A 14,391-nucleotide genomic window follows, 5' to 3' on the forward strand; every position below is an offset into this window, starting at 1 on the left:
AGATGTAACATGATACCAAACAAGAATAACAAAATAAATATCGATATCAATGGAGCCGGTAAAATAGAGACTGTAGATGTATTACGGCAAGGAGATGTTTTCGTTATTAACAGGGGGGGAGGTGAGCAGTTGTCGATTATTAGCAATGGTGAAGGCACATGGCGTTTAGTCAATGGAGTGGCCGATCAACAAAGCGTCGATAACATTGGAAAGGCCTTAATTTCCCATTTCGGCCTAAACAAAGTACTAAACACGGAGAGATTTAAATAAGCGATCACTTTTTTCACAAAATAGCTGAAGTCGTTTTTTGTTATTTTCATATTGTTTGGTCACTAATACCAAAGGGTAATCTATTCTTTCTCATACAAAGACACCATTAGTAAAGCAAAGAAAAAGCGTATAGAAATTTGGTCTAATTTTGCTATCAGGTAATATTAGCTTATGCGCAAATGAAGCTAAGGTGTTTTTTTTGTTCTTCGTTTCAGTATGGCAACCAGCTGCTCATGCCAATTGATAATATTTCCAATTACAAAATATTCACGTAGGTTATTTTTTATACTCGTTCGCATAATACGTTTGACAATGTCTTTTTCAACTTCGCCAACCTCTTTCACGCGACCTAAGAACTCAAGTGCAACCAAGGCAAGTAGCGCCCCGATTAAAAAAAGAAAATTCCATTCATGTAAAGAAAGGAGTTTAACCAGCTTGCTATAATAGGGGCTACTCAACTGGGCGGTCACCAAAATTTTTATATCGGTAAAATAGTCTGCCAAAAAGCCACCGATTAATGGTGCAAGCGATGAAAAAACGGCCGTGACGATATTCTTTACCGATAAATAAACAATAGCGTCGCCCTTTGGCGCTAATTTTAAGCCAACATTCGTTAATGATAAGTTAATACCTGCCGTAGCGATCCCACTCAAAATATATATGATTACCAATAGCGCGAGGTTGGCATATAAATGTGAATAAATCCCTACGAAACACCATCCAATAATACAGGCGATATAGAGTGGGGCACTTAATCTAATAATACTTTTATTGCTATATCGATCAGAAAATATGCCCCATATACGTAGTGTCAATATACTGAATAGTTGACTTATAATTCCCAAAACAATAATATACGACAGCGGTAAGCCTAAGCTTTTTATTAAAAAAACAGTGAAGAATGGCGTAGCGATGTTTAATGCAAATACCCAAGCTGAGTTGAAAACAAGTAATCGCCTGAAGTTGTCGTCTTTTAACGGAAGTGTGAACAAAGAAAAAATATTGGCACTCGTCAAGTAAGACTGAGGTTCCGGTGCTCTAGACAATAAATATCCTCCTAAAATCCCTATGCCACCTGCAATTATAAAAAAGGTTGCATACGTATATAATTCGTATTGCGGATAACGATTTTTTACAAAATCGAGTAAAAGCGCCAATATTATGCTTAAAATAACATTTACTGTTTGCGTATACCTGCTGCGTTTAGAAAAATAACTTCCCAGCATATTCTCAGGAACCATATCTTTCATCCACGAGTTCCAACTGGGCCCTGCGATAGAGCCAAAAAAATAATAGAAAAAAAGAAAGAAGATCAATATATTTACCGAAATGTCTGTTGTCCACCATACGGTAAGACCTATAAGAACCAAGGGTGTCCTTGCTAAAAAAGCACAGAAAACGGCTACAGCCCTTCGATTATTATATTTACGCACAAGCCATATTGATATGAGCTGGGAGAGATTGGTAATCATGGGTAATGCGGCAAGCAAACCGATCTGAACATTATTAGCACCTATCAAAATCGCTAAGGCAACTAAAAACGCTCCGCTTGTAAAAGAGGTCATGATTTCAGCAGCGAGTCCGTCCCATATAACCATATTAAGTCCATGGCGAATTTCCTCTTCTGTTAATACTTCTTTAGGCGTTAGCTTCATGAGAGTACAGATTTTTTGAATATTAGTCCAACTATTATTCCTAAAAGTCTCATGAGTAAAGATTCTCCGGTATGCTATAATTTTTTTCTTTTAAGATAATCAAGTCATAATGATACGAAGCAAATTCAACGGAAGACAGATTTAGTTATTGTATGTGTTAAACAAAACAGATACTATAACGTTCTTATTGCGAACATAGATCCTGTCAAAAAAACATGAAACCCGGCGACAACCACCATAAAAATAATTATAGAATCGATCACGATGAGCATAATCTTGCCTTGTTGACTCAACAAAAACAACTCACAGAAGAGAAGTATTTTTTCCTTCTCGACAATATTAATCAAGGCTTCTGTATTATAGAGCTAATCTGGAACGACCGGGAAGTCCCTATCGATTATCGGTTTATACAGGTAAATAAAGCATTCGAACGACAAACGGGCATTAAGAACGCCGTTGGTCGTACAATGAAAGAAATAGAACCATCACATGAGGAGCACTGGTTTCAAATTTATGGGGAAATAGCGAAAAGCCGCAAAGCGCGACATTTTGAAGCGCAAGCCGAGCTTCTTATCGGCGGTTGGTATGAAGTGGACGCCTTTCCGATGGAACATGATACCAATAAAGTAGCTATATTATTTAACGACATTTCAGAAAGAAAAAGAGCAGAAAAACTTACAAAAGAATTTACATTACAATTAGAACGAGAGGTTAAGGAACAGACAGCAGCCTTAAAAGAAAGTCAAGATCTTTTGCGGGCAACATTGAACAGTTCAAAAAATATAACGCAAGTATTGCAGGCCATTCGAGATGAAGAGGGCATGATTGTCGACTTTCGATACGTCTTTTCAAATAAGTTGGGGGAGCGAATTTTTGGGCATATTGCCGGCACGAACATATCGTCGTATGCTAATCACCTCGATCTGTTCGATCGTTATTCACGGATAGTTGAAACCGGCAAGGATAGTACATTTGAACAACCTCTTTCTATAAATGGAACACTGAGGTGGTATGATATGACGCTAATTAAGCTAAATGACGGTTTAGTGGTAAAAGGCTTGGATATTACCGAAAGAAAAGAAGCCGAAATTAATCTGAGAAAAAGCAACCAGTTACTCCAATCCATTTTTGACACAAGTTTAATTGGCATGTCTGTGTTGGAGGCGATACGCGATGACAGCGGCCGCGTAACCGATTTCCGCATAAAGATCGTCAGTAAAGAACTTGAACGGGAAACTAAGCGCTCAGACTTGGAAGGGAAGCTTTACTTACAAGAATATCCCGGAATAAAAAAGGTGGGTATTTTTGACATGATGCTCCGTGTAATCGAAAGTGGTAAGCCGGAGCAGATGGAATATCTATATACATACGATGGCTTTCATAAGTGGTTCTCTTGTATGTTTGTTAAAATGGACGATAGCTTGGTGGCCACTAATCTTGATATAACCGAACGGAAGATCGCTGAAGAAAAGATAAAGGAGGACGATGCGCTTTTACGAGGTATCGCTGAAGCTGCACCTGATATGGTATATGTAATTGACATCCGTTCGATGCAGATGGTATATGGGAACAATAAACTAGCTAAACTTCTCAATAGGTCATTGAACGACATCAAAGAAATGGGCGCCGAGCTTTTCGATCGAATAATTTACGCAGACGACCGCGCAAAATTTGATAATAACATTGATGCGCTCAGGCAAACAACGAAGGACGACGAAATAAAAGAGCTTGTATATCGACTAGTAGATGGTTATGGCAGATTGCATTGGATTCAGACACGGAGAACGGTATTTAAACGAGATAGTGATGGCCGACCAACTCATATCATAGGTATCTCGCTGGATATTACCGAGCAGGTATATTTACAAAAGAAGAACCTTCAATTAAGGCTGGAACGAAATGAACTGGAAAAGAAACAGCAACGGGAGATTTTTATGGCAACGCTGAATGCTCAGGAGGAAGAGAGGCGGCGGATCGCCGAAAACTTACATAACGGTTTAGGACAGTTATTGTACAGTGTAAAGCTTAACTTGGAGCAATTGAATCCTAAATTGGAAAATGATCCTGCAATTCATTTCAACTCACTAAAACAAGCTGAACGGCTGTTAACGGAAGCTATTAGAGAAAGCAGGAGGATATCACACGAGCTGATGCCTGCTATTTTAGAGGACTTTGGTTTGCAAGCCGCTATCGAAGATATATGTGAGCAGTTCAATAAGACTATCGATTTTAACTGCCAATTTCAGGGGCTGGATAGAAAGCTTGACAAACATATCGAAATAGCCGTATATCGAATGGTTCAAGAGCTCATCATCAATATTATTAAACATGCGCGAGCTACTCGAGCATCTATTTTAATAACACTTAATGGCGACATAATCTCCATTTCTATTGAAGATAATGGCGTGGGTTTCCGAGAAGTATCTCCAAAACGCGGAATAGGCCTAGGCACAATCCAAAACAAAGTCAAATTATTAAATGGTACTGTTGACATAAAGTCAACGAAAGGAAACGGAACAAAGATTCATATCCACTTTCCTTATAAGAAAGGAAAAAGTTGAAAAGAATCCTTAATTAAGTTACATAAAGAAAAAATAAGCAATAGCAAGCGCTACTATTGCAACAATGATCGCCCAATGGATCGTAAAACCTACTTTTTTATCATCCTTTTCCTCAAGTGCTGCTTTCGGTGGCCCAGGATTTTCTTCATGTTTTCCGTAATCGGTTTCCATCTTCGTTTTCGAACTATTTGCTTTGTCTTCTGTCATGTCTTCTATGCTATTGCTACATTAAGGTAACAGCCCAAACGCCCTAGTGTTTTTATAGAATGGAAAAAAAATGGAACGGTTTTTAACATGTCCTAAATCAAGAATTTCGTGTATGTAATATTATAATTTCTTCCTTCGTCGCAATTTAAACACCGACACCGGCATATTGAATCAGTTTTTGGCAAGGCTATTGGGCGTTCTAATATATGATGCAACGCAGGAATAAGATGTGGGTGGCATTCGCACTAGTTATTGCGGCCGCCATGTTGTTTCGTTTCGCAATTGCCATTGTACACAATGACTTTAGCGTGGTAATAATCATATGCGGTGCTACGTTATTTTTAGGATCACTTGTGGCGTTTGCTATTTATTTCAAAGAATGAAATGAATATACATCGTAAAAATGGTCAAAAGCTAAGGTTCGGTATCCATAGTGATAATAGTTGAGTGAAATTTTAAAGCTGGCGCAATAGGAGATATGAAAAAATGGGTAACAGAAATCACGGCAATAGATCCACATACCAGGGAACTTAAAAAATGGTTGGGGCCTTATATCACAGCTCCGACTATGGAAGCGGCGACATTGTATTGTCAGAAAAATGGATTAGGCTACTGTGAAGTGACGGGGCAGTTGATCAGCGAAATCCCTTGTAAAGAAAACAGTTACACTCCCGACTGGGTAAGAAGAGTGGATTTTGATAACCTTAACTAAATCGCAAAGACAAGACTAGTCGCTCCTGCAGGGAAACAAAAGTTGCTGTATATTGTTTACCTTACAGTTGCCTTATTCTGAAAAAGGAGATAGGCAGTAAGATTTAATCTAGAAATAATGGCAACTATAAATCGTGACGATCTTTTAAAACTAGGTTTTGAAGATTCAGAAGGTCCGGTATCAAGCGATAATTTCGACTATATTGTTATAAGATATTATATACATAAGGATAAGCCGTGGATAGGTATCGAAGAGCATTACCCAAAAAAATACGGAAATCAGGTCGATCCTTCCCACGTTACTTCTGCCGTCATCAATTATGGAACAAAAAAAGGCAAAATTGTCTATAACAAAGACGAGGTAAATGCTTTTTTATCTTCACAAGGTAATATTCCATTTAAAAAAAATCCAAAACTTTAGCGAACGAATAGGGGTGTATAGAGAGTATGTTGTCATGCATTAAAATAAGATGCATGATGAAAGCTTTTCTATTCTTTATTATTGGAGCGCTATTCGCTCTTCCATGTTTTTCCCAAAACAAGTTTACCGTTAGCGGCACTGTTAAATCAGCCAGTAAAGGAGAAACTGTTATTGGTGCCACAATAAGTGCTGGGGGTAGATATGTAACGCAGACCAATGAATATGGTTTTTATTCGCTCACAGTACCGACCGGTACATACGAGCTGACAATTTCCAATGTGTCGTTTGCACCTTATAGCCAGCAAATCATCGTAAATAAGGATATCACCCTGCATGTAGAATTAATAGATGATGCCCAAACCTTGGATGAAGTTGTGATATCTTCAAGTAGGGGTAGAAGCTTAAGTAGCCCTCAGATGGGACTAGAAAGAGTCACTCCCAATGAAATTGCAAAAGTTCCCGTTTTAATGGGCGAAAAGGATGTTGTCAAAGTGCTGCAATTATTACCAGGTATTAAATCAGCAGGAGACGGCAGTAGTGGGATGTACGTGAGAGGAGGAGCCGCTGATCAAAATTTAGTACTGCTAGACGAAGCTAACGTATATAACGCTTCGCATTTACTTGGCTTTTTTTCAACTTTTAATTCAGATGCAATAAAAGATGTCTCTGTTTATAAGTCAGGTATGCCTGCGCAATACGGTGGAAGGTTATCATCCGTTCTGGATATCAAAATGAACGACGGAAATAATCAGGATTTCAATGTAAGTGGAGGTGTGGGACTTATATCAGCTAAACTGAACGTGGAAGGCCCCATACAAACCGGAAAATCTTCTTTTCTTTTAACAGGACGCAGAACATATGCAGATATGTTTCTAAAATTATCAAACGATTCAAGTATAAATAGTAACTCGCTGTATTTCTATGACTTAAATGCAAAATTGAATTATCAATTGGGCGAGAAAGATCGCATTTACTTTTCAGGATATTTAGGAAAAGATCATCTTGGTGTTGGCGACTTGTTCGGACTTGATTGGGGAAATAAAACTGCAACTATGCGTTGGAATCATGTTTTCAACAGCAAACTTTTTTCAAATACATCATTGATATACAGCAATTACGATTACAATATATCTATTAACAGTGGAACTAATAATTTTGATATCCGATCAAACATACGCGATTATAACTTTAAGCAAGAGTTTCAATGGTATCCTAATAACCGCAATAGTATAAGAATGGGACTTAATTCCATATACCATAATATCAAACCAGGTGAGGTAAGAAGCAAAAATGAAGAGTCATCGATTAATGATATACGCATGCAGAACCGCTATTCATGGGAAAATGGGATTTATGCAAGTAATACTTGGAGCGTGTCAGATAAGTTTAACCTAACCTACGGTCTGAGGTTAAGTACTTTTAGTATACTTGGCGAAGGGGACTTCTACAATGTTAACAGTGAAGGTAAAGTTATAGACACCACGCATTATGGCAAAGGTGATTTTGTAAAAACGTATGTAAATCTTGAACCTCGCCTCGCCGCCAGTTATCAATGGAACAGTGCCAATTCAGTTAAAGCTTCTTATGTTCGCAATGCGCAATATCTCCATTTAATTTCTAATAGTACCAGCACGAGCCCCACAGATAAATGGATTGCAAGTACAAATATTATAAAGCCCGAATTATCAGATCAGTTTTCAATAGGTTATTACAGAAACCTTGCAGACAATCGCTACGAACTTAGCGTTGAATCTTATTATAAGACACTCCAAAACCAAATCGATTATCGGGATGGTGCCGACGTTTACAATAGCAACAACGCTATTGAAACCGAGCTGCTGTATGGAAAAGGCAGGGCATATGGGATCGAATGGTTATTAAAAAAGAGTACAGGCAGATTAACGGGATGGATAAGTTATACGTTATCAAAAACAGAACGTAAAATCGATGGGATTAATAATAATGAATGGTATAATGCCCGACAAGATCGAACACATGATATAGCTATTGTAGCCATGTACCAACTAAACAAGAAGTGGACATTATCAGCCAACTGGGTATTTTATACCGGTGACGCTGTTACTTTCCCCGCCGGAAAATACATAATTGACGATCGCACAGTTTATTATTACACAGCACGTAACAGTTATCGCATGCCTAATTACCATCGATTAGACCTAGGTGCAACCATGCAGCTAAAGCAGAAAAAAAGATGGAGTTCTGAACTTAGCTTTAGCCTATACAACGCTTATGGTAGAGAGAATGCTTACACCATTGAATTTATGGATAGTAAGAATGATCCCAATAAAACAGTTGCTAATCAAATCGCTCTTTTTAAGTTCATCCCCTCAGTTTCATACAATTTTAAGTTTAAATAAATTATTACCATGCATTTGAATAATATACATCTTATAATGAACGATCGTTCAAACTTTATAGCCTATACAGTCTTTAAGAAATATTGGAATAGGTTGTTTAGCATCATATGCTTAACTGTAGGCGTTCTATTAAGTTCTTCCTGCGAGAAAGAAATTGATATCGAACTCAAAGGAGCTGATCAACGCTATGTAATAGAAGGGGTTATAACGGATCAAGAGGGGGGATGCAAAGTATTGATAAGCAAGACAAAAGATTTTAATGACGATAATAGCAGAGTAACTGTTACAGGAGCGCAGGTCTTTATTAGTGAGGGGGCCGAAACGCATGAGCTGCAGGAAACCGAAGTCGGAACTTATACTGCACCTACTTTGAGAGGCTTAGAAGGACATACCTATAACTTACGAGTACAGATTGGTACTGAAATATTTACTTCAAGTTCTACCATGCCCGCATTGGTTAAGATGGATAGTCTTTATATTGTTGATGACCTGATATTCGGAGATAATTATAAACTGCCAACGATTGATTTTCAGGACCCGGCCAACGTAGTGAATAGCTACCGTTTTTTATTATATGTAAATGGAGTAAAAAAGAAACAGATTTTTGTTATAAACGATGAGTTGTCTAACGGGAAGGCAAATTCGATTAGGTTATATGCAGATGTGGGCGAAGATGAAGACAATCCGGAAAACAGACGCATCAGAAGCGGCGATCTTGTACGGGTAGAAATGTTAGGTATCGATCAAGCCGTCTACAAATATTTCTTTAGTTTGGATAATAGTGCAACGGGAGAAAACCAATCAGCCACGCCTTCTAACCCCGTGAGCAACATACAAGGAAATGCCTTGGGATACTTTAGCGCTCATAACATACAAAGTAAAGAAATCAGCGTTCCGTAAGCGAATCAAAAAAACATGAGTACCTCCTTATTGTCGAAGACAAAAGTTAAGGAGGTACTCTATTGTTTTCCAGCTCGACTAATACTGATAAAAAATTGCTTATATTTCATACAATATGTTATTTTTACCAAAGCTTATCGACATCGTGTATGAATGACAAACTGCAACAAGCGTTCGATTTATTTGACGCTTATAATAAAAGAGATCCAAACCGAATTATTTGGGAGGGGCAATCCTTCCCCCAAGAATACTTCTTGGCAATCAAATTACATGATTGGATAAAAAAGCTGGATCCTCAGGCAGAAGAGACACTGCTTCTTGCGTCAAGGTGTCAGCATATCGGTCGCTGGGAAATCCCACGTGAAAGCTACGCACCCGATAGAGAAGGTTATTTAAAATGGCGGAAAGAACTGGCTATTTATCACGCAAAGAAAGCAAGCGAAATTCTAAAAGAGGTCGGCTACTCAACCGATCAAATTAATGCAGTCCAAAATATTATCCTTAAAAAGAAAATAAAGGTAAATTCAGCTGTCCAAACAATGGAAAATGCGCTTTGCCTTGTATTTCTTGCTTATCAGTACGAAGAATTCTATCCCAAGCATCGCGATAAAATTGTAAATATCTTAAAAAAGTCCCTGCTAAAAATGGATGCCCACGGCCATAGCTTCGCGCTTTCCTTGCCTTATTCCCCCGATGGGCATGAATATATTAAAGAAGCGCTAAAACTAATTCATTAATATACCCTCAAAACATTACGCCCATAAAACGGTTAGCTATATTGGAGCACTCCTAAGCTCCACAGCACAACCTACATCAATATTTCTCTAAATAAAACAAATATTCACATAAATATTGTGAAATTATCACAAATGCGTACCTTAGTATATACAATGATATTGAACTTCGGTTTGAATATTAGCATCTTGTGAATCGACCATGAAACTATTGAAAAAGGTTCTTCCGGTGAAAGAGATATACACCGAATTATCAAAAAAAGATATCATAGAACGTCTATGTAGCATTCGTATAACCAATTATGATAATCAGCAAATTGCGATACATTCTTACATGAAGGTTTATGATGACCGGATACAGATAAAACGCGAGCCTTCATTATACGAAAGCTTTAGAGGAGCCGGTGAAGTTTCTTTTAAGCTGCATCCTTTGGAAAGCGGGACAAAAATCATTTACGATGTACAACCATGCAGTAAATCTACTATTATAAAAGGAATAACATCCATTGCTCTGTTTTTATTAGTTCTGGCCTTCTATATATTTTATTTATTCGGAATACAGATCATTTCTATCACAAGTATTCTGGCTGCATGGGCACTTGTTATTTTTATTCTTTACTATGGCTTAAATAACCATATTTTCCAATTAAGGGCTTATGCACAACAGTTGCTGCGTGGGGTAACGGATGACCATAACGTAATTGAAAAAAAATGATCCAATGACATCGTTCATTCACCGTCTGACTTTGTAAAACGCCATTCACTAATTTTCTACCACCTTTTTTCCGAAAGGGATTAGCGAAATTTCCAAAAGCTTAAGATGTTGTTTAGCAAAAGGGAGGCCTATAATGGTAATAGCCAACAAAACTGCCCAAAAGAGATGATTGAGCGCCGTATATAAGCCACCGCATAGAATCCAAATCAAATTGGCAACCAAATTTAAGCAGCCGGACGAAGTTGGCGTGTTAACCACGCGCTTCCCGAATGGAAATAAAACAATAGCTGCTAATTTAAAACACTGGATGCCAAAAGGAATTCCTATAATGGTCACACATAACACCAACCCGCCGATTAAGTAACCTAGCGCCGCTAAAAAACCTCCACAAATAAGCCAAATTAAGTTACCGATAAGATTCATAAGTCCAATTCGTCATTTTTATATTTCTATAGATAATGTTCACTCCAATTTGTTACATATTGAAGTTGTTTTCAAGATAGCAAAAAAGTGAACAAAATGCTTTAGGCTCTTTGTACTCAATTAAATCATATACCATGTATTTTAGCAAAAAGCGAGATTTAAAAGTTGTAGCCGATGCCACATATACAGATTCAAAATAGAGAAATACATATTCAGGAACTGAACAAAGATGCCCCTCAAACAATCGTATTAATACATGGTATGTTCAGCAATCTTTCTGTATACTATTTTCGAATAGCGCCTCTTTTAGCCAAATATTTCCATGTCATTATGTACGATTTAAAAAGTCATGGTCTCTCTTCCCGAGTTGATCATGGATACCGTTTTGATGATATGTCATACGATTTAATCGACCTCATGGATACGTTAATGCTTGAAAAGGTACATCTCGTTGGATATAGTTTCGGAGGCCTGGTTGCATTAAATACCTGTTTAAAATATCCAAGTAGGATTGATAGGTTAGGTGTAATCGAAGCTCCCGACCCAGGCGATCGGAAAACGATGGATATTATCGATATCTATAGCAAAGAATTTCTTGAACATTATATACAAAACTTTACGGATACGACGAAAGTCAAAATGGGAAAACGCCAGCTCGAGAAAAATCATCGAATGTATCAATACTTATTTGATCATACCAGTATTAAGGATGATATGGAGAAGGAGATAGCTTATTTCTCAAGCGTCCCAATAAGTAGTATAACACAAAACACTTTACTAATCTACGGCAAGCAGTCTAATTGCCTTGAATCGGGTAAGTTTCTAGCAAAACATATTGTCAACGCAGAATTCGTAACCTTACCGGGAGATCATAACTTACCGATACAGGCACCTGAGTTGATCGCGAACAAACTACTTGGATTTCTATCCAAACAAGCTGTGTTGGCATAGTAGCACACGAATGAATAAATAGGGCGTCGACTAAAAAAACAGCTCCATGAAAAAAATACTATTTGTTGTACCTCCCCTGATGGGGCATGTAAACCCGACATTAAGTTTAGGTAAAGCGTTGCTGGAAAAAGGCTTTAAAGTGGCTTGGTTGAGCGTTGATGAGAAACTTGAGGCCATGTTGCCACCAGGCGGTGAGTTTTTGCCACTAAAATACAATACTTCCGAGGCAGAACGTGCGCAACAGCATGTTTTTTTAACTAAAATTTCCGAAAAAAACGTAACAGGCATAGAAAGCGTGAAATTTTTGTACGAAGATGTACTTATTCCTCTTAATCGATTTATGTATCATGGAATTCGCGATTGGGTTAAGGTTTATCAACCGGATTTAATCGTTAATGATCATCAACTTTTCAGTGCAGCGATAGTTGCTATACAATCGGATGTCAAATATGTCACATCTGTTACCGCACCTGCAGCCGTTAAAATGCAACAGGACCTACCGGGCATCTCACAATGGGAAGACAATCAGATTATTTCCCTTCAACAAGAGTTAGGACTCAACCTGAATCGATCCATAGCTTGTTCAGAAGATCTAACGATCATTTATACATCGCGTGATTTCTTCGGTGATATGGAATTAGCGAAGGGCTATCGGTTTGTCGGCCTTTCAGTTCTCGACAGACCAGTGAATTTCAATTTTGATTGGAAAGCCCTGGAGGCCATGAACCATCAGCGAAAAGTATTAGTTTCAATAGGAACGACATTTGATCACAGTTTTAAACGAGATTTTTTTGCAAAGGTTATCGAAGCCTTGGGCAATCGAGATATATCGGTGGTGGTTGTTTCCGATCCGGCTTTATTTGACAAATGGCCTTCGAATTTTATTGTGGCGCCAAAGGTACCCCAACTTTCACTACTCCCCTTAATGGACGCCGTTGTTTGCCACGGAGGCCACAATACGGTTTGTGAGACCCTTATGCAGGGGATTCCCCTGGTTGTAGTGCCTATCGCTTACGACCAATCTTATGTTGCCGGAAGGGTGGTTGCCACAGGGAGTGGTTTGCGGCTTAATTATAAACGATTCAAATCGGAACATCTCAAAGACGCACTTGAACGTGTTTTAACAGAGCCTAGCTTTAAAACAGAAGCACAGAAGCTTTGCTCTTCATTTCAATTAGCCGGTGGCGTTTCGTATGCTGCGCAGCTTCTGGAAGACTTTGCTTACAATTCCATAATAGCCGATTAGGTTACAATTTAAATAACAGCTATGTCGAAATTCCTTTTTGTGGTCCCCCCGTTTTTTGGACATGTCAGCCCAACCTTAAGTGTTGGGGCTAGCCTCTTAAAGAGAGGCCATGAAGTGCGATGGGTATCTCTGGTCAATATAAAAGCAGAACAAGTTCCGGAAGGAGGGGTTTTTACTGTTCCGGCAATTTATTGGGATAAGCACGGTGAAGAAATCGAGCGGATTTTAATAATGCAGGATCAAGGACCGCTACTTTCCGGTGTTGAAACTTGGAAATTGGCGCTGGAAGATACTTACATTCCATTTTGTAAGATTATGTATCAGGGCTTGAATGATGTAATAAGCACATTTAAGCCAGATGTCGTCGTAAGTGATTGCATTACCTTTGCCGGTGGTATTTGTGCTTATCAACATGGAATACCCTATGTTACGACAACACCGGTACCCCCAGATTTAGGTGCAAATGCCATGAATAGTCCAAAGATATGGGAATGGCAACAAAATCTAATGTTCAGTTTGCAAAGAGAACTCGGAGTTGAGCGAAATGAATTAATTTTTCATTCCCGAAAACTTAATCTTGTTTTCACCTCACAATACTTTGCTTCCATAACAAAGCCCGAACCCCATATGCGATTCGTAGGCCCGGTTGCAGGACGTCCAAACAAAGTTGCGTTCGACTGGGATCGACTGGAAAAAAGTAGGGGGCCTAAAGTTTTCGTTTCTTTGGGAACTTTATTGGAAGATATTAGAAAGGAGTTTTTTTTAAAAGTCATTGAAGCTTTTAGAGATGAACCTTTAACCATCGTTGCCGCGACAAAACCGGAGATCATAGAAGATTGGCCCGAAAACTTTATTGTTCAGGGTTTTGTTCCACAATCCGAAGTGATGAAAAAAATGGATTTGGTTATTTGCCATGGAGGATTTAATACCGTTAACGATGCTATTTTGAACGAATTGCCCCTATTAATAACGCCTATTGCCTATGATCATTTTCATACTGCTGATCTCGTTGAAAAAGCCGGTTGCGGAAAAAAAATTCGTTACAAACGCATGCGGATTGCAGATCTTCGGAACGCAGTATGGGAGCTCATCGAGCAACCCGATTATAAAAAACAGGCCGGCCACGTTAAACAGACTTTTCTCGCCGCGGGAAGTAATGATAGCGCAGTAATTTTATTAGAGCAAACAGCTCAAGCGGAGGATTTGATTTATAGTTAGC

The 14,391-nt window shown here is 38.5% G+C and carries 14 protein-coding genes; 11 read left to right on the plus strand and 3 right to left on the minus strand.

Annotated elements, in window-relative coordinates; all coding sequences use genetic code 11:
- The first annotated feature begins 9 nt into the window (after positions 1 to 9).
- On the plus strand, positions 10 to 270 hold the full coding sequence (locus E0E36_RS10895) for a hypothetical protein (RefSeq protein WP_130855956.1): 261 nt from the start codon (positions 10 to 12) through the stop codon (positions 268 to 270).
- A gap of 185 nt (positions 271 to 455) precedes the next feature.
- Here the strand turns inward: E0E36_RS10895 and E0E36_RS10900 are convergent, their stop codons facing one another.
- On the minus strand, positions 456 to 1,925 hold the full coding sequence (locus E0E36_RS10900) for an MFS transporter (RefSeq protein WP_013666977.1): 1,470 nt from the start codon (positions 1,923 to 1,925) through the stop codon (positions 456 to 458).
- Between the two features lie 215 nt (positions 1,926 to 2,140).
- On the opposite strand from E0E36_RS10900, the gene E0E36_RS10905 reads away from it, so the two are divergent.
- Positions 2,141 to 4,486: a sensor histidine kinase gene (locus E0E36_RS10905; RefSeq protein ID WP_130855957.1), complete on the plus strand. Its 2,346-nt coding sequence runs from the start codon at positions 2,141 to 2,143 to the stop codon at positions 4,484 to 4,486.
- Between the two features lie 18 nt (positions 4,487 to 4,504).
- Here the strand turns inward: E0E36_RS10905 and E0E36_RS10910 are convergent, their stop codons facing one another.
- Positions 4,505 to 4,693: a hypothetical protein gene (locus E0E36_RS10910; RefSeq protein ID WP_013666975.1), complete on the minus strand. Its 189-nt coding sequence runs from the start codon at positions 4,691 to 4,693 to the stop codon at positions 4,505 to 4,507.
- A gap of 478 nt (positions 4,694 to 5,171) precedes the next feature.
- Here E0E36_RS10910 and E0E36_RS10915 point away from each other — a divergent pair, with 478 nt between their 5' ends.
- From E0E36_RS10915 to E0E36_RS10940, 6 genes are all read left to right on the plus strand, one after another.
- Complete coding sequence (locus tag E0E36_RS10915; RefSeq protein ID WP_013666973.1) at positions 5,172 to 5,405, plus strand: hypothetical protein; 234 nt, start codon at positions 5,172 to 5,174, stop codon at positions 5,403 to 5,405.
- 117 nt (positions 5,406 to 5,522) lie between these two features.
- A complete protein-coding gene (locus E0E36_RS10920) occupies positions 5,523 to 5,825 on the plus strand; it encodes a hypothetical protein (RefSeq protein WP_013666972.1) in 303 nt (100 codons plus the stop codon).
- Between the two features lie 53 nt (positions 5,826 to 5,878).
- Positions 5,879 to 8,203: a TonB-dependent receptor gene (locus tag E0E36_RS10925; protein WP_130855958.1), complete on the plus strand. Its 2,325-nt coding sequence runs from the start codon at positions 5,879 to 5,881 to the stop codon at positions 8,201 to 8,203.
- A gap of 36 nt (positions 8,204 to 8,239) precedes the next feature.
- Positions 8,240 to 9,103, plus strand: a complete 864-nt coding sequence (locus E0E36_RS10930) for a DUF4249 domain-containing protein (protein ID WP_083812314.1) — start codon at positions 8,240 to 8,242, stop codon at positions 9,101 to 9,103.
- A gap of 149 nt (positions 9,104 to 9,252) precedes the next feature.
- Entirely contained in the window at positions 9,253 to 9,840 is a 588-nt protein-coding gene (locus E0E36_RS10935; RefSeq protein ID WP_130855959.1) for a DUF4202 domain-containing protein, read from the plus strand.
- A gap of 199 nt (positions 9,841 to 10,039) precedes the next feature.
- Positions 10,040 to 10,552: a hypothetical protein gene (locus tag E0E36_RS10940; RefSeq protein ID WP_130855960.1), complete on the plus strand. Its 513-nt coding sequence runs from the start codon at positions 10,040 to 10,042 to the stop codon at positions 10,550 to 10,552.
- Between the two features lie 48 nt (positions 10,553 to 10,600).
- Here E0E36_RS10940 and E0E36_RS10945 read toward each other — a convergent pair whose 3' ends face one another.
- Positions 10,601 to 10,975 (minus strand): YccF domain-containing protein, encoded by a 375-nt coding sequence (locus E0E36_RS10945; RefSeq protein ID WP_013666967.1) that lies wholly within the window; start codon positions 10,973 to 10,975, stop codon positions 10,601 to 10,603.
- Between the two features lie 174 nt (positions 10,976 to 11,149).
- Between E0E36_RS10945 and E0E36_RS10950 the strand changes: the two genes are divergently transcribed.
- The 3 genes from E0E36_RS10950 to E0E36_RS10960 are packed head-to-tail and all read left to right on the plus strand — an operon-like array spanning position 11,150 to position 14,390.
- Complete coding sequence (locus E0E36_RS10950) at positions 11,150 to 11,926, plus strand: alpha/beta fold hydrolase (RefSeq protein WP_130855961.1); 777 nt, start codon at positions 11,150 to 11,152, stop codon at positions 11,924 to 11,926.
- Positions 11,927 to 11,972: 46 nt separating this feature from the next.
- A complete protein-coding gene (locus E0E36_RS10955) occupies positions 11,973 to 13,172 on the plus strand; it encodes a glycosyltransferase (RefSeq protein ID WP_130855962.1) in 1,200 nt (399 codons plus the stop codon).
- 21 nt (positions 13,173 to 13,193) lie between these two features.
- Positions 13,194 to 14,390, plus strand: a complete 1,197-nt coding sequence (locus E0E36_RS10960) for a glycosyltransferase (RefSeq protein WP_130855963.1) — start codon at positions 13,194 to 13,196, stop codon at positions 14,388 to 14,390.
- Position 14,391 lies beyond the last annotated feature (1 nt).

The organism is Olivibacter jilunii, from assembly GCF_900607235.1.
GTDB lineage: Bacteria > Bacteroidota > Bacteroidia > Sphingobacteriales > Sphingobacteriaceae > Olivibacter > Olivibacter oleidegradans.